This window comes from Christiangramia sp. (assembly GCF_029937855.1).
Classification (GTDB): Bacteria; Bacteroidota; Bacteroidia; order Flavobacteriales; family Flavobacteriaceae; genus Christiangramia.
Genome location: NZ_JAPYPC010000044.1, coordinates 1 through 21,578, shown reverse-complemented (window position 1 = coordinate 21,578; position 21,578 = coordinate 1). Strand labels below are relative to the sequence as shown.

Here is a 21,578-nt window from a genome sequence, read left to right as displayed (position 1 = left end):
CGAACCGTTCATCGCGGTTTCGAGCTGGTAGGTCACTAGTTTCTCTACCTCTTCACTCTCCATTCCGTGCGCTTCCGTAAGTATGGTCACAGTAGGTGCGGTAAGGTCCGGAAAAACATCCACATTCATATTACGCGCAAGGTAAAGTCCGGTAAGGCTCAATACCACTGCTGCCAAAAGAACCAGAAGCTGGTTTTTAAGCGAAATGGATAATATATTATTTAACACACTTTCTAATTTTTAATGTTGAATGTTGAATGCTGAATTTCATTGGGAGCTACGTTGAGAAGTCTTTATGATGGAAGTCAGGATCCTAATAAGTTCTTCTGATTTTTCAAGTATTTCCGAAACATCTATTTTTACTATTTGACTTTTCTCAACTAACTTTAACCAGTATAGAGTTTCTCTTGCTTCCTTAGCTGAAATAGACATTTTTGCTATAAATTCTTTTTTGCTAATTGCTGCGCTGGCTTCCTCGATATTAGCACCGATACTGGTACCGCTACGAAGTAGTTGTTTGGATAGAACATATTCCTTTTCATTTAGCATCTGCTTATACAATTCTATGATCAAAAGAGCAAAATCAAATGATTTCAATCGAATTATATTTTCTTTTATTTCCTTCATAGAATTCTCAATTAAAAATTCAACATTCAAAATTATTAATGATCATGCCCATGTGCAGGCGTTTGTCCAGACATTGAAGCCATCTTCACCTGATAGTTCCCTATAGTTACTACAACGTCTCCAGCCTCAAGTCCGCTAAGTACCTGTGCGCTCTTTCCGTTTCGTTTCCCGATCTTTACAGGTCTTCTTTCGAAACTTTCCCCACCGGTTTGTACGATCACAGAATAATTCCCGTAATCTTCAAGCAGTGCAGCTTCAGGCACCACAATTCCGGTTTCAGCCTCTCCAAGGGCAATCTGCACTTCAGTAAAACTACCTTCTGGCATTTCAACTACATCATTTACCTTGACATATACCGGGATCATTGGTTTGCGATCCTCCACTTCCTTGCCTACGGAAACAATAGATCCATCTTCCACTTCACTCCAATTGCCTTCATCATTTCTGTACCAAACCTTAGCTATTGCTTCTTTACTTGGATTATGAGAAGCACTTAACTGGGTTTTAAGCAAACGTGATTTGTCAGTTCCAATAGAGACGAGATTGGCCCCCTGTTCAACATAATCCCCGTTTGAGGTGCTGATGGATTTTATAAATCCGTCAAATGGAGTCCTGATCTGCTTCCCGCCAGCTCCGTAATTGGAGGCAAGCGCACGGTAATTCGATTCGGCTACACGAAAATCACTTTCAACCTTTTCGAATTCCGCCCTGGGCACAATTTTATCTTCATAGAGTTCCTTTTTCCGTTCATATTCAGCTTTCGCCTGATCGTACCTGGCTTTGGCCTGAGCGATCTCTGCCTGAATATTATTGGAAGAAAGTCCTTCACTACTCAACGTCATCAACAGCTGGCCTTTTTTTACTTCACTACCTTCCGTCAGGTTTTCTGCAACGAAATCCACCATTCCGTTCGCTCCTGCCGCAAGTGTCTTATAAGTTCCCGGCGCGGCCTGCCAGACTCCGGAAGTATTAACGATGTCATAGACTTCACCCATAGTCACAGGTTCAGTTTGAAAATCGATCTTCCAGGCCTGCTCCTTTAAAAAACTGATGCCGCCATCTTCTGCTTCCGTAACATTTTCTGAAGCTTCCGCAGCCGAGGCATATACATGAACATTTTCGATCACTATCCTGTCTGAATATTCAGGAGTTTTCAGATCAAAAATGAGGTCATAAGTTCCAGGTTCTTTTGGTTGCAAGGCTGGAGAAAAAATTCCAGGTGAAGACGGCGATTCCACCGTATGCCGAATCCCGCTATCTCCTTTGATGAGACTCACCGTCACCGAACCTTGTCGAACCGGCTGGTGTTTATCCAACACAGTGAAATGAGCTGCAAATTTGCTGATTTTTCCTTCCACTAAAGCCGGAAATTCGACGAAAAGCTCCGTCTGGTCTGTCCAGATCGTTTTGCTGATCATTGGAACTCCTGAACTTAGATGGTTTCCTTCTGCATCATGCGCATGGTCTTCCTCTTCGTTATTTCCGCAGGAAAAAAGGAACAGCGATATGCACACTATATAAATATATTTCATGCCTAAGTCCTTATTTTAATGATCTTCATGCTCAGTTCCGTCATCATGCGTATGGTGACCAGACTCTTCATGCATATCCAGCGAATCTTCACCAACTTTGAATTCTTCCTGTTCCATATGATTGCCGTCGTCATCATGTGGGTGACCATGCTCTTCTTCCTCATGGGCATGAGCTTCTGCTCCTTCCTGGTGTTCATGGCCGTGATCTTCATTAGCGGTTTCTCTACATGCTGAAAAACCAAATACTAATATTGCTGCGAAAAATAAATTCTTGAAATTCATATTATTAAATTTTAGATTATAGTTGATGTCTTAAAAGTGTTGCTTTAAGCTGAAGGAGTTCTTTTTCCATCTCCAGCATATTGTTATAAGCCTCCCGGTAGAACTCCACCTCCCGGTAATAATCCAGAAATGAAAATTCCCCAAGTTCATAGGCTTTAAATAAAAGTTCTTCGGAATTCAGATCCTTAAAAGTCTCCTGATATTCCTGATATTTTCTCTTTAATAATTGATACTGCTGATAATTTTCCTGAACTCTGGTGTATAGCTCCGCAGTTTCAGCGCCAGTATTTGCCTGGGTATATTCCAGATTCGCTTCAGCCGCTTTTACTTTATTATTACTGTTCCAGAGCGGGATGGATATTCCGCCCAGAAATCCTGAATAATTACTGGTATTCACGCCCTGGTAATTATAACCGATGCTTAGATCTGGAAGGATCTTATTCTTTTCCAGTTTAAGCTGTTGTTCGGCAAGATCCTCCCGAGCGGTCAATTGCTGAATTTCTGCATCTTCGGAAAGTTTTTCTTCCCAAAGAACTTGCATTTCTGCCACTTCAGGATCCGCGAAAAATTGGACCAGTTCTGCCTCAATTGCATTTCCACCGTTCAATTTCTGAAGTTCCAGCAGTGTGTTCCTGATCCTGATGTTGATCTGATCCAGTTCAAACTGCTCCTGTAACCAGGCTACTTTGGCTTTATTCAGTTCCAGGATACCGATTTGTTCTGCCTCAAATAGGCGCTGAATTTGATCATACACCTTTCTGGCCTGCTCCACTCTTTTTTGTTCCAGCTCTTTTCGTTTCTGCAGGGTCTGCAATTCCAAAAGCTGCTTTTTGGCATTCAGTAATATTTCCTGACGTAGCATTTTATATTCCAATTTCAGTAATTCCTTTTGCTTCTCAATTCGCTTACTTCGCGCTCCATAAACTGTAGGAAACTCAAATTGCTGAGAAACCTGATATTCGGTATAATCACCTGTTTGATGTTCGCCAAATGGAAGATAAAAGGCTGAAACCTGTGGGTCCTGCAGGTTATTTTCTGTCTTATTCCCAAGATTCTGACTTGCCATATAAGACTGATAAGCCATAAGTTGTCTATTATTCTGGCTTATCTGCTCCAAAATACCATCCATGCCGGTATCCTGGGCAAATGAACCTATAGAGATAAGTATTCCGCATACTGCGGAAACTATATATCTGTACATAAATTTTGATTTTAGTTTAATCTAAATGATAAGGTCTGACTACTATTTTAAATAGTGGCCTGACTAATTGATCAAACTAAGTCGGGAGGTCCCCGAAGGGAGAGTAAGGATAAATAAGGGTTGAAATATTCGTTGGGAGGCTGATAAATTATAGGATTTTCAGAAACCTGATCAGCAAAAACCCTATTCTCTGAAGAATATTTCACCAAAGCATTCTTTTTGGTTTCAGTCTTTTGAACCCTGAAATTTTCAGAATATTCCTTTAAAACCGGGATTTCATTAGAAGTGCTCGTATGAGAGTGAATCGCCAGGAGATATGAGAAAAATCCACCTGAATTATCATTCTTTTTCTTATTATGGTGATGATGATCTTCACCGGAATGATGATGTGCAACCTCGTTCTTCTCCTCCTGATGTTCATGATGCGCGTGAGGTATCACCTGATGTAAGGACATCAGCATAAAGACACCTAGAAGGAATAAGGCTTTTATTTGTTTTTTTATTTGCACTGATCACAAAAGTAATAATTTATTACAGAGATTTAGGGGGAAAATAGATTGAACCATATAAACCTTAGCTCCTATGGTTTCTTTCAGAGGTGAAATGGAAACTTCGAGGCAAAGTTGCCGGAGAAATTGTAAAATTAATCTAATTTCGGCAAATTCAGATTATCAAAAACAGAAGGCTGCTGCATCATCGCTTCAATTTCTTCTGCCTTTCTTGGAGCTTCAGCCGAAAGGTTTACCGGTCCGTTTTCAGTAATAAGAATATCATCTTCTATTCTTACAGCTATTCCCCACCATTTTTCATCACAATCGCTACCTTCAGGAATATAGATCCCGGGTTCTACGGTAATGACCATATTTGGCTGAAAACTACCTCTGGTATTTAGGTCATGAACATCTAAACCTATATGATGGGAAGTGCCATGAGGAAAATAGCGGTGCCTTTCCTCTGGAGAAGAAATAACACCTAATTCATATAAACCATCGTTTATAATTTCAAGACCTGCCTGGTGAGTATCTGATGAATTATTTCCCACAACCGCTGCAGCAATTCCAGCTTCCTGAGCTTTATACACCAGGTCATAAATAGCCCTTTGCTCCTCATTATATTTTCCATTGGCAGGAATAGTCCTTGTTACATCTGCGGTATATCCGTGGTATTCCGCTCCCAGATCCATCAACACAAGATCCTCTTCCAGTTTTGTCTTGTTATTTTCTACATAATGCAATACGCAACCGTTGTCACCCGCTCCCACAATAGATGGATAACCCTCGTATTCACTACCGTATTTTTTAAAAACATACTCATGTATTCCCTGTACCTCTGCTTCAGACATGCCCGGATGCATTGCTTTCATTACTTCCACCTGACCCATAGCTGAAATCCTCACCGCCTTCTCAAGGAGTTTCATTTCTTCAGGAGTTTTGATTTGTCTTAGTTCTCCCATGAAAGTACGGAGGCTTTCTGTATCCACGTTTACGGTACTGGCAGAGTTTACCTCAGATTTCACCTCCACCCCCAATGATCCGGTATTTTCATTTTGTAATTCCCGTACATTGATCTGATTTTTAAACGCCTGGATCAAGCTGGCCAGATCGGCGGGATTCCTCGAATCTCTGTAATCATTAGAAAACGGCTTATGTAACACATTTTCGAAATCGGAGAATTTTATTTTGTTATTTAAAAAATCTTTAGCGTTATAAACATTCTTGAATCCCAGCTCCTTTTGTGCACCTTCAACTCCTAAACGATAGCCAGTCCACATTTCCGCCTGTGGATTTTTTTCCTGAACATATAGGATTTCATCATACATTTTATTGTTATCATCTATTTGATCTTCTGAAAATATTATTAGAACCGCATGAGGCTCCTTATATCCAGTAAGATAATAGAAATCCGGATCCTGATGATATATGAAGTCCACATCATTGGCTCTATTTCTTACAGGATTTGCAAAAAAGACAGCAATAGAATTAGAAGGCATTTTAGCTCTAAGCGCTTCCCGCCTGCTCTTGTGGAACTCTGAAGAAAGATAGTCTTCCGGCTTTCCATCCTGGGCGATCACAGAAATGCTTAAAATTAAAAAGCTGATGATAAATATATTTTTCATGATGATTGATTTAAACTGCAAAATAATCATTTCGTAGGTTTAAAACGATCCCTGCTCTTTCTTTAGTTCCAAATTTGAAAAATAAAAAAAGGCGGCTTTTTAAACCACCTTTTCCAAATTCAGTTTAAGAAAATCTTATTTCAGATCATATCTATCCAAATTCATAACCTTATCCCAGGCCTTTACAAAATCCTTTACGAATTTCGCTTCTACATCATCACTTCCATAAACTTCAGAGATCGCTCTCAACTCAGAATTAGAACCGAAAATAAGATCGGCACGGGTACCAGTCCATTTTACCTCTCCGGTTCTACGGTCCCTTCCTTCAAATTCGTTATCTGAATCTGAAGTTGCTTTCCAGGTATAATCCATATCCAGAATATTCTTAAAGAAATCGTTAGTCAGCTGCCCCGGACGTTCTGTAAATATTCCTTTATTAGACCCATCATAATTAGTTCCCATAGCTCGCATTCCTCCTACCAGAACGGTCATTTCCGGTGCAGTTAATGTTAGTAATTGTGCACGATCTACCAACAAAATTTCTGCTGAAGCTGAAATATGATCACGGTTTCTAAAATAGTTTCTAAAACCGTCTGCATTTGGTTCTAAAGGTTCAAAGGCTTCTACATCTGTTTGCTCCTGCGAGGCATCTCCTCTTCCGGGAGTAAAAGGTACTGTAATATCATGACCTGCATCTTTTGCTGCTTTTTCAACACCTGCACAACCAGCAAGAACAATAAGATCTGCAATAGAAACCCTTTTGTTTTCAGACTGTGATGTATTGAAATCATTCTGAATTTCCTCGAGGGTTTCAATCACCTTACCCAATTGTGTAGGATTATTCACTTCCCACCCTTTTTGTGGAGCCAATCGGACTCTTCCTCCATTTGCGCCACCACGCTTATCTGAACCTCTAAAAGTAGATGCGGAAGCCCAGGCTGTAGCAACCAGTTCAGAAACTGATAAACCGGTGTTTAAAATCTTATCTTTCAAGCTTGCAATGTCCTCGTCATTTATCAATTCATGATCTACTTTTGGAATTGGATCCTGCCATAGTAATTCTTCCTGTGGCACTTCAGGTCCTAAGTAGCGATCTATTGGCCCCATATCACGGTGGGTCAATTTAAACCAGGCACGTGAATAGGCATCGGCAAACTCCTCCGGATTCTCATAGAAATGTCTGGATATCTTTTCATATTCAGAATCCAATTTCAGTGAAAGATCTGTGGTTAGCATAAATGGCGCATGTTTTTTATCAGGATCGTGCGCATCTGGAACCGTCCCAGCACCTTCATTATTTTTAGGCTGCCATTGATAGGCTCCTCCGGGACCTTTAATACATTCCCAGTCGTATTTGAAAAGGTTTTCAAAATATTTGTTACTCCATTTAGTAGGTGTATCTGTCCATGCCCCTTCAATCCCACTGGTAATGGTATCTGCTCCTTTTCCTGTACCAAAACTGTTCTTCCAGCCCATACCCATTTCTTCGATTCCCGCAGCAGCAGGTTCGGCATCAACATATTTCTCTGCATCTGCTGCTCCGTGGGTTTTTCCGAAGGTATGTCCTCCTGCAATTAATGCTACCGTTTCATAATCGTTCATCGCCATACGACCAAAGGTCTCCCTAATATAAGAAGCTGATTCTACAGGATCTGGATTTCCGTTATGCCCTTCGGGATTTACATAAATTAATCCCATATGCGCAGCACCGAGGGGATTTTCCAGTTCTTCACCTTCATAACGCTTATCATTGTTTAGCCATTCGGTTTCAGAACCCCAATAAACATCTTCCTCCGGTTCCCATACATCTTTTCTCCCTCCAGCAAATCCAAACATTTTGAGCCCCATAGATTCATGAGCACAATTTCCGGCCAGTACCAAAAGATCTGCCCAGGAAAGTTTTTTACCATATTTCTTTTTTATAGGCCAAAGTAAAAGTCTGGCTTTGTCAAGGTTAGCATTATCTGGCCAGCTATTTAAGGGAGCAAATCGCTGCTGACCGGAACCGGCTCCTCCTCTACCGTCTCCTATTCTATACGTTCCGGCACTGTGCCACGCCATTCGAATAAAAAACGGACCATAATGTCCGTAATCTGCAGGCCACCAATCCTGTGAGTCTGTCATGAGGCCATAAAGATCCTGTTTGACTGCCTGAAGGTCCAGGGTTTTAAATTCTTCTTCATAATTGAAATCCTCATCCATAGGATCGGTTAAAGAAGAATTTTGACGTAGGATACTCAGGTTTAATTGATTGGGCCACCAATCGTGATTGGAAGTTCCTTTGCCAGCAGCATAGTTTAAAGATCCTCCCATAAAAGGGCATTTTCTGGATTCATTAACTTCCCATACTTTATGGTTATCCTTACTACCTGAATTATTATTTTCCATAATTTAAAAAGGTTATTTATAATTAAAAAAATCGGTTAAAGCCCTAAATTACAAAATTCCTATCTATAATTTTTATCTATAATTTTTATATTATAATAGATTTTATAAATTATAATAGTCTACATAGAAGCCAGTTTTTTGCATTCACTTAGCATTCATCTATTGAATAAATAATCAGTAAAAATTAAAAGATGACCGTATAAGGATACTTATTTCCACTTCGTAATTAAAAAACAGCAGTAATATGGAGCGGCATCTAAAATTTTACAACTAAAAATTGAGATTTGAAAAAATCCTTTGAATAGAGGAATCGTTCTATTGGCTCATCGTTAAAAAATGTTTGTTAATCGCTGTAATTATAGTTAAACAAGGAAGCCTTTTTAAAAAACCTGCACCATATATAGTAGATGATCTTAAAAAAGAAGATGTTGTTTAAGTGATTTTAATGAATAGGCGAAATATTCTATTTAAAGAAATAAGCAAAGAATCTTAATAATTTAATGCGATAAAATTATTAACTTATACCTCTGTAAAACAGAAAGTTTAGGCTTTCAATTTTAGCGCCTTACCGTCTAAAAGGATTGGATTTATCAATTGCAGAAATTGCAATTTCTCAAAGATTTTTCTCAGCAAAAAATTTAGGTTTATGGACACCAGGTTTTCGAATTATTATGGATGGGAGTCGCCAGATGTTATGCATACATCTTCTATGGCATGGTATTCAAAGCTGAATTTTATAAATAAAGAAGTAGAATTTTTAAAAACGCTTCTTAATCAGTATTTATCTGCAATAGGAGATATTGGTCTTCTTAAACAGGTGAAAAAAATTTCAGAAGAATTTGATCGTGTGAAGAGTGAGATATTAGAACTCACCACCCTGATTCAGGCACACAGGAATAACCTAAAAATATTATATTCTAATCTGAATTACGCTGAACAGCAGTGGAGTTATAAGCATGAACACAGGAAGTTAATGATCAAAATGCATGAATTTGATAGTAAATATCGTTCTTCAAAAAGAGCTGTTTTTCAGACTATCAAAGAAATTTTCTTATATCAAAAACAAAAATCTACTTCGGCTAAAAATTCTTAATTAACGGAAAACAGTTGATTAAAAATGTTTATGGTATCCCAGGATACCTTCCATTCACAAAATTTCGTTTGTTTCTAATTTTACTTCGTGCTTAATTCATGTATATTTAGCCCATCTTAATGGGGTGCTTGTAAACACAGGCTGAGATGATACCCAAGGGCATTTGCTCTGTACCTGATCCGGATAATGCCGGCGTAGGGATTAAAAATGGTTCTTTTCCAGGAGCATTTATAGTTCATCTCCTCATGACTATAATAAAGAATGATGGAGAACTTTTTTATGAATTTTGTCTGGTTACAAAGTTTTGGTACTGCATTTGGCGTAGTACAGGTTTTATTATCCAGAAAAAACAATATTCACAATTATCTATTTGGGATCGTTTCCGTTATTATTGGGATGTGGGTGCTTTATCAAAGTAAACTCTATGCAGATATCCTCTTACATCTATACTATTTAATAATGAGCATATATGGTTGGATGTATTGGAAATTCGGCAATTCCCAGAAAGAAACTCCTATCACCTACTCCAATTTTAAAGAACATTTCATGGCTGCCGGAATTGTGCTAGCTTGTTTCTCGTTGATGGTCTATTGGCTTACGAATCATACAAATTCTGATGTAGTTGTATGGGATGCTGCGGTAAGTGCTTTCGCCTGGGCAGGCATGTGGCTCATGGCACGTAGAAAAATGGAGAACTGGATCTACCTTAATATCAGCAATGTTATAGCTATTCCACTATTATTTTACAAAGGCCTTCATATTTATGCAGCCCTAAGCATTTTTTTATTTTTTGTAGGCACTTCAGGATACTTTAAATGGAAAAAAATAGTCCGTCAAAAAAATCAGGAGTATTATGCGCAGGCTTAGAGAACAATTATTGGGAGCAGAGAGGTTTACTCCTAAAATTATTCATAGTATAAAAAAAGAAAACCTCTGGAATATTTGGGTTCCAAAGAAATTTGGAGGGCTTGAAAAAGGATTTTCCGAAGGTCTCTCCATTTTGCAAAAGCTTGCAAAAACTGATGGTAGTCTGGGATGGACGATTACCTTATGTAGCGGAGCAAATTACTTTATAGGTAATTTACAACCTAAGACTGCTGCTGAAATTTTCAATAGCGGAGAGAGTATTTGTTTTGGTGGAAGTGGTGCCGTTTGTGGTATCGCTGAAAAAGAAGATAATGATTTTCGTATTTCAGGAAAATGGAGTTATGCAACCGGATCTCATTATCTCTCCCACTTTACATTAAATGCCAGAATAGTTGAAAACAATAAAACTCTTAAAAACGAAGATGGTTCAGAAATGGTAAGATCGTTTGTTATTCCTAAAGAACAGGTGAAAATTATCAATGACTGGCAAACTATGGGATTGAAAGCCACTATTACCAATTCTTTTGAGGTGAAAAATCAGCCCGTATCAGGAGAATATATGTTTCAATATAATACCTTTTATCAGCCTCAGGATATCTTTAGAATACCTTTTAGCATTTTTGCTGATCTTACGCTTTGGGTTAATTACACTGGTATGGCTTCCCATTTCATTGAAGAAAGTAAAAACCTGGGAAAGGGCAAATTTTTAAAAAACCTGAAAGAATTATTTAAAAATCAGGAAAATATAATCATGGGAATTTCTTTAGAAATTGAAGAAAAGATAGGTAATGCCAACAAAATCTCTGAAAAAAGAATTCGGGAAATTCATAATACGGGCGCTAAATCTGTGCATCAAATTTCACAGGAATTAATTGCAGCATATCCTAATATGGGAATTCAGGCATGTAGTACGGGAAATCAGCTAAATCAGATATTTCTCGATTTTTTTACGGCAACACAGCATCATAATTTTGCCAGACCCTAACAGATTATAACAGGATCTGACTGAAAAATTAATTGAAAAATTTTTTTGACATTCTAATCGATTGGAGAGGGAGTCCAGTTCTAAATGCTTAGAAGTCGTAAAGGTTAATCATGTGATTTAACCTTACTTCCCATTTAGCTTTTCAATTAGTCGGGTTGACAGAACGCTATAAAGGCTCCGAAACCCAGAGTATTAATATGGTTTCAAGTAATCGCCAGTTTTAAAACTCAGGATTAACTTACAATATCAATAGAACGTATTGAAGTAAATTGACATTTTCTCTACTTTTCAAATTTAATAAGATAAAAGTAAAATTTATAGCCCTAATAAATGCTTTACTTTTTTTACCACGAGCATTTTTCTTGTGTTAGAAATCGAATTAGACCTTTAAATCAATTTGAAAATAATTCTTCACAATTTTATTTACTTCTTTCAGAACCGTAAGCATTCCCTTTTGATGCATTTTTACTTTCAGGATTTGAAATTAGAAAGGCCTTATAGAAAGTAAAGCGGTTTTATACAGGCCGGTAGTTTCAAATGCTGTTTTTTTAGCATCAAAATGTAAAGCTATGAAAGTACCATTATTATGAGAATGATTGTTTATTATAGTAAAAAGTTAGTGATGAAAATGAATCAAGCCGAAAGTCAAATTAGCTGTTTACTTAGCTATTCTGTATTACATTCTTTTGGATGTATGTCCATGATAAAGTTAGCTTACCTCTTTTTCAGGAATGAAGCTTTGCCTATTGGATAAAAAGTTGAAAGTGTGTTATTATATACATTTTATAAGATAAGGTAGGACTTTAATGCAATCTTTTTTTTGTAAAATATAGAAATTTGTCAGTTTCTGAGTTGAACTCAGTAAAAAAGTTTTTTCCAAATTTCAAAATTATAGAATCCGATATCATTCAATTACAAATCAGACTAAAAACTGGGGGGAATAGACCCTAATACCGAGTAGCGTATTATCCTCTTACTCTCCAGTAGGGAACCTATTTTATTTAATATCAGATCGTCCACGAAAGTTTTCACCAATTAATATTTAATACCTCTTTACAACTAAAAAAATAATATTATAATCTTTGGTTATAGTTGGGAATTTTTGATTTTTTCTTAACGACTTTTATTCATAATTACTTTTATTTTAGAAAGCCTAACCCTTTATTTTGAAAATTATGGCTTTAAGATTTGAACCAATATTAGCAGAAGGTATTGCTCAGGTTTCATATTTTTTATGTGATGAAAGTGCAGGGTGCGCAGCAGTAATTGATCCTCGTCCCGATGCTGATATCTACCTCCAAAAAGCAAAGCAATATGGTGTAACTATCACTCATGTTTTTGAAACCCACATCCATGCAGATTTTATGAGTGGAGCGCGTGAGTTGGTATTCCGTTGCAATGGAAGTGCTAAAATTTTTGTGAGCGTTGAAGGTGATACCACATATGATTTTGCCCATGAACCTGTTAGGGAAGGAGATGAGTTTGAATTCGGCCAAGTCAAAATAAGAGCTAAGCATACTCCTGGCCATACACCGGAACATTTATCCTATCTATTATCTGAAACACAAGAGGGAGAACCCTGGGGCATAATGACCGGGGATTCCCTGTTCGTATATTCTATAGGACGACCAGATTTATTGGGTGATGAAAAGACTGACGAATTGACCCAGGCTCTTTTTAACACTATGCGGGAAGTTTTCTGCAAGCTGGGGGATGAAGTGATTGTTTACCCATGCCATGCAGCAGGTTCGGCTTGCGGCCCTGATATAGGCGACCGTATGAATACTACCATTGGATACGAGAAGAAACATAATCCATTCATGCAGATTGAAGCTTTCGATGAATTTAAAAAAGCCATTCAGGATAGTGCGCCTCCTGTACCTACCCATTATCCAAAGATGAAAAAACTTAACGCTAAGGGACCAGAAACCTTTGGTCATACCCCACTTGTAAGGGCTTTAAATGTAGAGGAGTTTGAAAAAGAAATGAAGAAGACAGATACGATCATTATAGATACCCGGGATATGTTGGCATTTGGAGGTGGCCATATAGAAGGCGCTCTCAACATAGGACAACGACCAATTTTGTCGGTTTGGGCCGGCTGGTTGGTTGATACAAACGCACCTATTTTACTGGTTCTGCCTGATGATAAGGATCTCGATAGGGTCGTAACTTTGCTGTGGCGCACCGGACATACCAATTTTAAAGGCTATCTAGCGGGGAACATGCGCAGTTGGCAGGAATCGGGTAAACAAATTAAAAAATTGCCTCAACTCAGTGTACATGAGCTCAGCGAAAACAAAGGGCAATATCAGCCATTGGATGTACGCAAGGAAAAGGAATGGCAAAATGGATACATTCCAAAAGCCAGACATATTTTTCTTGGCGAACTATCTGATAAGATCAGTACCTTAGATAAAGAACAAAAACTTGCCGTTTATTGCGCCAGCGGCTATAGAGCCAGCATTGCGGCCAGTATACTACAAAAAAAAGGCTTTCAGAATGTGAACAGCATTCCGGGCAGTTTTAAGGCATGGAAGGCTGCAGACTTACCAATTGAAAATTAAACAGAAAATCAAAAAAATAAATAAACTATGGAAAAGGAAATTAAGAAAGTAAATGATGAAATTTCGGTAGCGGCGTTTGACCCGGATGAAAACAGCTTCAAAACTTTTGCCGATAAGGGTTTTAGGTCGGTTATAAATTTGCAAACTGAGGAAGAAGAACAAAAGGTTTCTACGGAAAAAGAAGAAAAACTAGCTAAGGAAAATAATCTCACATACAGACATATTGGTGTATCTGAAGATAATTTATCAGAGACTATGGTCAATGATTTCCGGCAGGAACTTGAAACGCTCCCAAAACCTATCGTGGTTCATTGCAAATCTGGAAAGCGCTCCGGTGCATTTGTGATGATGCATATTGGGTGCCAGAAAAATATGTCTGGAGAAGAAGTAATAGACCAGGCTGAAGAAATGGGATTTGAATGTGATGTACCTGAACTGGAAAAGTTCCTTAAGAAATACGTAAACGAGCATTGACAAAGGTGTACGTAGAATTTCTTCTGCACTAAATTTTTTTTAAATTTCAGCGCGTAACCTCTGACTATGCTATTTAATAGAATTAATTTCAAGAAGTTCTTTTTCCACTTAGATGAAAACTAAAATATTTTTAATGGTGTGCATGAGTTACGGGCTGAAGTAAAGACATCAGCAAAATATATTTACAAGGAATATTGTTTTTATTTGATTTTGTATTTGCAGAGATTTCAAAAGTAATTATTTATGAAGGTGTTTTGAGGGAAAATAGAATAAACCATAAGAACCTAAACTCCTATGGTTTATACTTCAACTAATTAACCTACTGCCTACTTAAAGTTCTATACTTAAATAACCTTGTTTTTGCAGCTGAAAATCATGTAAAATACCATTGTCCACCATTTCAAGTTCCTCTGGGATATCTTCTTTATTGACCTTAAACTTTTTTAAGGAGAACCCACATATCACAATTTTTACAGGAGCTTTTTCAGCTTTTTCAATAAAGTCCTTCATCATTTCTTTGTTTGTAAGTTCCTGTACGGTTTTACCACAGATAATCGCCTGGAAATCTCCAAAACTCTCCCCATCTTCTTCCGCCAGCGCCTCAGCGGTTAAAATAATTGGCTGAAGTTGGGGGATCTTTTTTGTGAGCACCACATAATTATGTAAGTGATCCTCTTGTTTTGATGTCTGGGCATTTACAGCATTCGAAAATGTGAGCGTTAAAAGAAACACTCCTAAAATTAGCTTTTTCATAATTATTGTTTTTTAAATGTTTGAATATCGTTTAATATAAAAAATAGAAGCCCTCCTAAAATGGCTATATTTTTAAAAAGAGGACCTAACGTGTGAATTTGTCCTACCTGGACGGTTAAAGTAATTGGTATTATCACTGCCGCCAGGGCTACTGCTGCCCACCTGGTTCTATAGCCGATAAGTAAGCAAAATCCAGCGATCATCATTACAATTCCCGATATGATCACCAAATATTCAGGATTACCAAAAAAGTAGGCAATGCCTTTAAACCTCGCCTGGTCAATCCGATTTAGCGTTTTTTCCAGATTCAAAATATGGTTAAAACTCGCTACTAAAAATATTCCGCTAAGTAAAATGCGAAATAGCTGTACCGATCTGTAGGATACAGAAATAGTTGCTTTCATATAATTCAATAAAATTTGTGAATAAGTAAGGCTGAAAAACATATTTTTTCAAACCATGTAAAATCCTATGAGATTATTGAAAATTTGGGAGGCGGATATAATTTTCTGGGATGAAGGCTTAAAACTAATGGCCTTACATAAACAAATTCCCTATGATCCTGATCTCGAATTTCAGTAATTTCAATTTCTTCTGTAAACTGATAATTATTTGAACAGATCCTGGCCAGTTTTAATAGTTGTATTGGAGAAGAGGTTCCAAAATGGTCAGCGTTTTCCTGAAGATTATTATTTTTTCTTTCACAGAGAGGATTTACCAGGATTATCTGATTATTATTCAGTATATAACTGAATATATCAGAATCAACCGTGATAATTTTTCCTAAAAAAATTACCACCAGAAATATCGCTATATATGGTTTAACCAACATAGATTTTCAAATATAAATGAATTCAATACCACTCCATGTAACCTTTGTTACACTGGAAAAGTTCTCAATATTTTGTAACATCCGGTACGTTAAGAGTTTTTATATCTTCTTATCTTTATGAGGAATAAAAAAATATCAGTTATGGAATATCATTTTAACAAGACTATTACGGGAGAATTTGAGGAAGTAATTGAAAAAGTTACAGATGAACTGGAAAAGGAAGGTTTTGGGGTACTAACTGAAATAAATGTCACCGAAACACTTAAGAAAAAACTTGATGTAGATTTTAAAAAGTATCGAATTCTAGGGGCCTGTAATGCCCCTTATGCACATAAAGCATTAAAAGCAGAAGATAAGATTGGCACCATGTTACCATGTAATGTTATTGTCCAGGAGATGGGAAATGGAAAAATTGAAGTCGCTGCGGTAAATCCAATGGCATCTATGCAGGCGGTAAAGAATAAAGATTTAGAACAGATCGCGATAGAAATTGGAGATAAATTAAAGCAAGTAATAGCCAAAATATAATTTTTCAATAATATAAAGGTTGAAAGAAAAAATCCAGATAAAAAAAGATGAAAAACCAGAATTATACTGAAAGTCAACACACCACATATTGTATAAGTCAGCGGTATGGTTCTCAACCATTTTCTGAAATTTTAGATAACATAAAGGGAGCCTTAAAAAGAAGGGAGTTTGATATTCTTTTGGAATTAAACCTCAAAGATTATTTAAAAGACCACTTAAAAGATATGCCCACACAGGTGATACTATCCGTTTGTAACCCGGAGACGGCTTCAAATGCAATTTCAAAAGATCCTCAAACCGGTATTTTTCTGCCGTGTTCGGTAACTGTAAAAGAAGTTGAACCAAGTATGGTTGAAGTTTCCATTGAAGATACTGGTATTACCTGGTCCCCGTCTAAAGAACTAACACAAATTGCAAAAAAAACAACTGAAACCTTAAAGGAGATTTTATCCGAGGCTGAACAGCCGGGAATGAAATTATGAACTATACTCTGATTTAATCAATTTTTAGTATTGTGAAAGTTTAATTTAATTTTTGTATTCAGTAGATACTTTAAAAGTTATAGTTCAGGATCAAATCTACATGAAATAAATCTGTTTTATTCAGGTAAAAATTGGGATTGTCAGGAAAATCCCCGTTTGCAAATTTAGTCACAAACAAGACTTCCGGTTTTAAATTTTTCAATTGCTTAAATGAAAAAAATAAATCAAGATTGATATGCGTATAATCTGGCACTGCATACTTATTTAATTTTGGATTTAAAACTGAGGGTTTCCATTGGTGTCCTACACTGAGTATTGTATTTATTTTTGACTCAGGATCTCCCAAGCTAAACGTGTCATCATAATACATAATTAAGGCATGATTGTCTGCAGAGCCTTCACTCCGCTCCCTCTTCTGAAAACTGAATAAAAATTCTCTACCCCATTCTCGTGGAAAAATAAACTGACCATGGGGAAGTATTCTATCATATCCTAAAGAGACAGAAGAATTTTGATCCCAATTATATTTTACTTTTACTCCTATGATATCCGAGGAATTAGCTTGAAAGTAACGTAACGAATCTATGGAATTCCCACCTTCACCAATCCTATTTTGATGTAACCATTCCATTTCAAGATTAAGATTTTCAGTTATATCGAATTTTGGTTTTAGATAGAAAGAGTTAGATACATTTTCTATAAAGTAATTCCATGTTTCAATACTTGAGTTTTTTGTTATTTTAAAGTTCGCATTAGCAATAAAAAGAAAATCTGATTCAGTATTACCGGCATATTGAGCTGGACTTCCAGTCCAGTCCCTACCCACTGCATACGTACCTATACTTTCTCCAATCCCATAAAATTCCCCCGTAGACCTGGGTGCCACCGCATTAAATATTCCTGCTTCGAAAAAGGTATTATCCCCGGTTTCAAATTGATAATGTAGCCCCTGAAAAAGACTCGGAATCATTCTCCCATCTTCAGGGTTTACCAATGGAGATTTGATCTTCATTCTTCCCAGGCTAAATTCATGCTCACTAACTTTATAATTAGCATAGAGCTCACCAATTAAAAATATCGATTTATTATCTAAATTTAGCCGGTCAAAAAGGCCTTCTTCATACCTACTTAATTTTCCCGTTTCCATATCAGGAATTGTCAAATCCTGTATTCCAAGATTTGTAGAATTATAAACAGCAATTGCCAACTTTAAGTTTTCAATCGGGATATACTGATATTTTAGCTTTCCTCCTATAGCTAGTGCTGTAAAGTCTCTTAATGATCCTTTATTAAAAGTGTTCATATAATAGGAGCGTATTTGACCTGATAGAAAATTACGTTTTTTTTCTTCTACAATTTCCTGGCAAAGCAAATTGTGAGTTGAGAATAACGCTATAATAATAAAAGAAGAAAAGAATCTAATCATTTGTTTTTTGTTATTCCGTATTCCTGTTGATAATAATCTATAATAGGTGGATATGGACCGAATTTATGTTGAGTGGCGGAAAAATTATCTGCCCAGGGCCCGTACGGGGTTGAAACTGGTTTTAATTTTAAATCTGGATAGTCCTTTTCAAGATTACTTTTTCGAGGGCGCTCAAAGCTATTAATGTAACCAGCCAAATGGTAGGCCTCTTCATCGGTTAATTTTGGATTATCCCATGTTGCCTGTCCGAATGGCATATTCCCTTTGATAAATTGGGCGGCGGTAATTACCCGATGCATCCCTGCACCATTATTATAACTGTCTGCCCCCCAAAGAGGTGGATATTTATACCCCTTGGTAGAATCTGTAAAACGTTGCCCCTTTCCATTTTCACCATGGCAAACGGTACATTCTTTAGAAAATAATGCTTTTCCTTTTTCCAGATCAACCGCTACTTCAGGAATGGTAATTTTTGGAAAACCTTTAAATTCTTTTTCTCTTTCCTCCGGCAAACCTTCGCCCAGCCATTCCATATAAGCTACAATCGATTTCATTTCCCTGGATAGAAAAGGGAGTTTATCCCCATCCATACTACGTTGCATGCAACCGTTGATCCTGTCTTCTATGGTTCCTTCACTATTTGATCTTCCCCGGAATTGTGGAAAACGATCTGTAACTCCTACCCATGATGCAGATCCCGCCTGGGTCCCTGCTTTCAAATGGCAATTTATACAAGCCAGATTATTTCCTGCATAACGCATATCAGGATCTTCGGCCATAGGCCCCATATACTTCGGTGATTCTGCAATAAGCTGATAGCCATATTTTACATCCGCAGGCATAAAACCTGAGGCTAATTCTACTTCAATATCTTTGGGTTTCCAGTCTTTCGCAGAAATTTCAGTTTTAACAAATAAAGAAGGATTATAATCAAATATAAAGACGCCCGCGAAGAGCACAACTATAAGTACAATTAAAGAACTAAAAAAATAAGCAATGGACTTTATTAAAGGTCTAAAATCCTTCATAATCATATATTAAAATCAATCAATCTTAAATACTTTTAAGATTACTATAATTTTCAAACATATAGGATACAGTTAAAAACCTACGTAACAAATGTTACATAGGTTCAGCCAAAGAGGTTTTATATTTGATAATTTTAATGAAATTTCAAATGAATAGAATGTCACAATCTAACTTAAAATTTCTCTTTTTAATATCATTTCTACTTTCCTTTGTTGGATGTAAAACGACAAATAACACAGTTTCGGTGAATGCTGAAAAGACGGATATAATTAAACGAGTTTCAATATTGCACACCAATGATATGCATGGATCTTATATGCCATTTCAAACTACTTTGGATAACGCTACGGCTCAAACTGGAGATTCCATTGATAATCTTATGAGGTTTGTAGAAATAGGCGAAATTGGAGGAATGGCCTGGATGGCAACAGCCGTAAAATTGATTCGACAGGAAAAAGGGACGAAAAATGTGATTCTGCTTGATGGTGGAGATACATTCAGTGATGACCAGTTAGGTAATTTGACTAAAGGAGAAGCGATGATTCGTATGATGAACGAATTAGATTATGACCTGATGGCTTTGGGAAACCATGATTTCGACTATAGCCTAAAAAGAACACGAGAGTTAGAAAAAATGGCTAATTTCCCTATGCGTGCAGCAAATATTATAGATCAGGAGACAGGTAAGCCTATTTTTAAAGAACCTTACATATTGTTCAAAAGAGATGGTTTGAAAATAGGTGTCCTTCCAGTAGGATATCGAAATACTCCTTTAACAGGTAACCCAAAGAATATTCAAGGTCTGAAATTTACCAGCGGACTGGAAGCCATTGAAAAATATCTCCCGGAATTAAAATCAAAAGCAGATATTATTATTTTACTTTCTCATGAAGGTATGGCTGTAGATAAAATTATAGCTGAAAAAATTAATGGGATAGATTTAATCATTGGAGCACACAGTCATGATGTGATTGAACCACCTATTAAAATAAACCAGACCTATATAGTTCAGGCTTTATCTGATGCTGCTGTTTTGGGGGAAACCGAATTGATAATTACAAATAAGAAATTAACAGGGCTTAGCACCCAAAATCACTATCTATGGCATGAAAAATATGCCGCCGATCAGAATTTACAACAATTGATTCAGGAACTACGAGCACCTTATTTAGTGAAGCTGGAAGAAAATATTAGCCGAACTGATACAGTGATAGGAAGACAATACAAATCTGAAAGCCCTTTTGACAGAGTCGTAACGAATATGATGAGAGAAGAGTATAGCACAGATGTGGCTTTTCTTCCTGGAGTTGGGTATGGTATTTCTTTACAAGAATATATAACAAGTGAAGACATCTACAAGCTTCTCCCTCACCCTGCAAAGATTGTTAACCTGGAAATGACTGGATCGCAGATTCGAAATACTTTAGAACAAACTGCAACGAATTTAAAGCCGAAGAATAAAATGGAGATTGTTGGAGGCCTTATACAGTCGTCGGGTATACATTATCATATAGATTTATCAAAACCAATAGGAGATCGGGTGACGGAAATTAAAATTAAAAATCAGCCTATTGCAGATAGCAAGATATATAAGGTATCCACACATTCTGGTATGTTGAACGGAATTCATAATTATGTTGAATTTGCCAAGAGCACTAATATTCATAAAACAAATATGGTCCTGACTGAATTTATATTGGATAAATTCAGAAAAATGACTAAAGTTGATTTTCCCGAAAATATGGGAGAAGTTACTATATCGAAATAATCCATCTTATAAAAAATACTTAGATGAAAAATCTATTAAAATTTCTACTCATACTTACAATCAGTTTTCAAATGGATGCTCAAGAATGGCAAACACCAACTATAGATGGCTACGGAAAAATTAAATATTTTGAAGATGCCGCTGAACAACCGGATACCTCCCTCACTTATAAAATGATATTTAATATTGATAGTGAGAAAGAGAAAGAAGGGGTTAATGCAGGATTATGGAGAATCGCGCGAACGCTCAATTTATTAAAAGCCGGAAATGTAGCTAATGAAAAGATAGATCTTGTGGCAATATTACATGGAGAGGCAACTTATACTATCCTTTCCAACGAAGAATATAATAAGCGATTTAAGACACAGAACCCTAATATGGAATTATTGAAGCTTTTAAAAGTAAACGGGGTAACAGTTTTTGTTTGCGGGCAGGCGATGGCTTCAAGAAAGATAAAAAAAGGTGATATGAATGAATATACTGAAATGGCTTTATCCGCTTTAACCGTATTGCCTCATTACCAATTGAAAGGATATGTACTGATCCATTAATTTCTTTTTTTCGAAATTTAATTTTCTAAGTTCAATATATAAATGCAACTCAAATTAAATCATTGGGGGCTAGCCCC

Annotated in this window: 22 protein-coding genes and 1 riboswitch; of the genes, 9 read left to right on the top strand and 13 right to left on the bottom strand. The window is 36.8% G+C overall.

Going from position 1 to position 21,578, the window contains the following annotated elements; all coding sequences use genetic code 11:
* The 8 genes from Q1K34_RS16745 to katG form a co-directional block, all read right to left on the bottom strand.
* Positions 1 to 228, bottom strand: a 228-nt coding sequence (locus Q1K34_RS16745; protein ID WP_300441507.1) for an efflux RND transporter permease subunit, incomplete at its 3' end; no start/stop codon positions are given.
* A 39-nt stretch (positions 229 to 267) separates the two neighbouring features.
* The gene (locus tag Q1K34_RS16740; RefSeq protein WP_300441504.1) at positions 268 to 627 is read right to left on the bottom strand and encodes a four helix bundle protein; all 360 of its coding nucleotides are present in this window, start codon (positions 625 to 627) and stop codon (positions 268 to 270) included.
* Between the two features lie 35 nt (positions 628 to 662).
* Positions 663 to 2,159 (bottom strand): efflux RND transporter periplasmic adaptor subunit, encoded by a 1,497-nt coding sequence (locus Q1K34_RS16735; RefSeq protein ID WP_300441501.1) that lies wholly within the window; start codon positions 2,157 to 2,159, stop codon positions 663 to 665.
* A 15-nt stretch (positions 2,160 to 2,174) separates the two neighbouring features.
* Positions 2,175 to 2,441: a hypothetical protein gene (locus tag Q1K34_RS16730; protein WP_300441498.1), complete on the bottom strand. Its 267-nt coding sequence runs from the start codon at positions 2,439 to 2,441 to the stop codon at positions 2,175 to 2,177.
* 16 nt (positions 2,442 to 2,457) lie between these two features.
* Positions 2,458 to 3,642, bottom strand: coding sequence for a TolC family protein (locus Q1K34_RS16725; protein ID WP_300441495.1), 1,185 nt, complete (start codon positions 3,640 to 3,642; stop codon positions 2,458 to 2,460).
* A gap of 71 nt (positions 3,643 to 3,713) precedes the next feature.
* Positions 3,714 to 4,151, bottom strand: a complete 438-nt coding sequence (locus Q1K34_RS16720; RefSeq protein ID WP_300441492.1) for a hypothetical protein — start codon at positions 4,149 to 4,151, stop codon at positions 3,714 to 3,716.
* A gap of 134 nt (positions 4,152 to 4,285) precedes the next feature.
* The gene (locus Q1K34_RS16715) at positions 4,286 to 5,758 is read right to left on the bottom strand and encodes an aminopeptidase P N-terminal domain-containing protein (RefSeq protein WP_300441489.1); all 1,473 of its coding nucleotides are present in this window, start codon (positions 5,756 to 5,758) and stop codon (positions 4,286 to 4,288) included.
* Positions 5,759 to 5,893: 135 nt separating this feature from the next.
* Entirely contained in the window at positions 5,894 to 8,146 is a 2,253-nt protein-coding gene (gene katG / locus Q1K34_RS16710; RefSeq protein ID WP_300441486.1) for a catalase/peroxidase HPI, read from the bottom strand.
* Positions 8,147 to 8,792: 646 nt separating this feature from the next.
* Here katG and Q1K34_RS16705 point away from each other — a divergent pair.
* The 5 genes from Q1K34_RS16705 (at position 8,793) to Q1K34_RS16685 (ending at position 14,132) form a co-directional block, all read left to right on the top strand.
* Positions 8,793 to 9,239, top strand: coding sequence for a hypothetical protein (locus Q1K34_RS16705; protein ID WP_300441483.1), 447 nt, complete (start codon positions 8,793 to 8,795; stop codon positions 9,237 to 9,239).
* Between the two features lie 110 nt (positions 9,240 to 9,349).
* Positions 9,350 to 9,457: riboswitch (TPP riboswitch) on the top strand.
* 43 nt (positions 9,458 to 9,500) lie between these two features.
* A complete protein-coding gene (gene pnuC, locus Q1K34_RS16700) occupies positions 9,501 to 10,106 on the top strand; it encodes a nicotinamide riboside transporter PnuC (RefSeq protein ID WP_300441480.1) in 606 nt (201 codons plus the stop codon).
* Positions 10,093 to 11,091, top strand: coding sequence for an acyl-CoA dehydrogenase (locus Q1K34_RS16695; RefSeq protein ID WP_300441478.1), 999 nt, complete (start codon positions 10,093 to 10,095; stop codon positions 11,089 to 11,091). The genes pnuC and Q1K34_RS16695 overlap by 14 nt, the downstream gene beginning before the upstream one ends.
* Before the next feature lie 1,175 nt (positions 11,092 to 12,266).
* Positions 12,267 to 13,658, top strand: coding sequence for an MBL fold metallo-hydrolase (locus Q1K34_RS16690; RefSeq protein ID WP_300441475.1), 1,392 nt, complete (start codon positions 12,267 to 12,269; stop codon positions 13,656 to 13,658).
* A 27-nt stretch (positions 13,659 to 13,685) separates the two neighbouring features.
* The gene (locus Q1K34_RS16685; RefSeq protein WP_300441472.1) at positions 13,686 to 14,132 is read left to right on the top strand and encodes a sulfur transferase domain-containing protein; all 447 of its coding nucleotides are present in this window, start codon (positions 13,686 to 13,688) and stop codon (positions 14,130 to 14,132) included.
* 330 nt (positions 14,133 to 14,462) lie between these two features.
* Here the strand turns inward: Q1K34_RS16685 and Q1K34_RS16680 are convergent, their stop codons facing one another.
* The 3 genes from Q1K34_RS16680 to Q1K34_RS16670 form a co-directional block, all read right to left on the bottom strand.
* Positions 14,463 to 14,885 (bottom strand): sulfur reduction protein DsrE, encoded by a 423-nt coding sequence (locus Q1K34_RS16680; RefSeq protein ID WP_300441470.1) that lies wholly within the window; start codon positions 14,883 to 14,885, stop codon positions 14,463 to 14,465.
* A gap of 2 nt (positions 14,886 to 14,887) precedes the next feature.
* A complete protein-coding gene (locus tag Q1K34_RS16675) occupies positions 14,888 to 15,289 on the bottom strand; it encodes a DoxX family membrane protein (RefSeq protein WP_300441468.1) in 402 nt (133 codons plus the stop codon).
* 65 nt (positions 15,290 to 15,354) lie between these two features.
* Positions 15,355 to 15,717, bottom strand: coding sequence for a hypothetical protein (locus tag Q1K34_RS16670; protein ID WP_300441466.1), 363 nt, complete (start codon positions 15,715 to 15,717; stop codon positions 15,355 to 15,357).
* A 141-nt stretch (positions 15,718 to 15,858) separates the two neighbouring features.
* Here Q1K34_RS16670 and Q1K34_RS16665 point away from each other — a divergent pair, with 141 nt between their 5' ends.
* Positions 15,859 to 16,245, top strand: a complete 387-nt coding sequence (locus Q1K34_RS16665) for a DUF302 domain-containing protein (RefSeq protein WP_300441463.1) — start codon at positions 15,859 to 15,861, stop codon at positions 16,243 to 16,245.
* Between the two features lie 47 nt (positions 16,246 to 16,292).
* Positions 16,293 to 16,727 carry a DUF302 domain-containing protein gene (locus Q1K34_RS16660; protein WP_300441461.1) on the top strand — a complete coding sequence of 145 codons (435 nt, stop codon included), beginning with the start codon at positions 16,293 to 16,295 and terminating at the stop codon, positions 16,725 to 16,727.
* Positions 16,728 to 16,797: 70 nt separating this feature from the next.
* Here Q1K34_RS16660 and Q1K34_RS16655 read toward each other — a convergent pair whose 3' ends face one another.
* Together Q1K34_RS16655 and Q1K34_RS16650 are read right to left on the bottom strand one after the other, a co-directional pair.
* Complete coding sequence (locus Q1K34_RS16655; RefSeq protein ID WP_300441458.1) at positions 16,798 to 18,030, bottom strand: OprD family outer membrane porin; 1,233 nt, start codon at positions 18,028 to 18,030, stop codon at positions 16,798 to 16,800.
* Positions 18,031 to 18,149: 119 nt separating this feature from the next.
* Complete coding sequence (locus Q1K34_RS16650; protein WP_300441456.1) at positions 18,150 to 19,181, bottom strand: c-type cytochrome; 1,032 nt, start codon at positions 19,179 to 19,181, stop codon at positions 18,150 to 18,152.
* A gap of 158 nt (positions 19,182 to 19,339) precedes the next feature.
* On the opposite strand from Q1K34_RS16650, the gene Q1K34_RS16645 reads away from it, so the two are divergent.
* The gene (locus Q1K34_RS16645; RefSeq protein WP_300441453.1) at positions 19,340 to 20,950 is read left to right on the top strand and encodes a bifunctional UDP-sugar hydrolase/5'-nucleotidase; all 1,611 of its coding nucleotides are present in this window, start codon (positions 19,340 to 19,342) and stop codon (positions 20,948 to 20,950) included.
* 23 nt (positions 20,951 to 20,973) lie between these two features.
* Positions 20,974 to 21,501 (top strand): DsrE family protein, encoded by a 528-nt coding sequence (locus Q1K34_RS16640; protein ID WP_300441450.1) that lies wholly within the window; start codon positions 20,974 to 20,976, stop codon positions 21,499 to 21,501.
* The last annotated feature ends 77 nt before the right edge of the window (positions 21,502 to 21,578 follow it).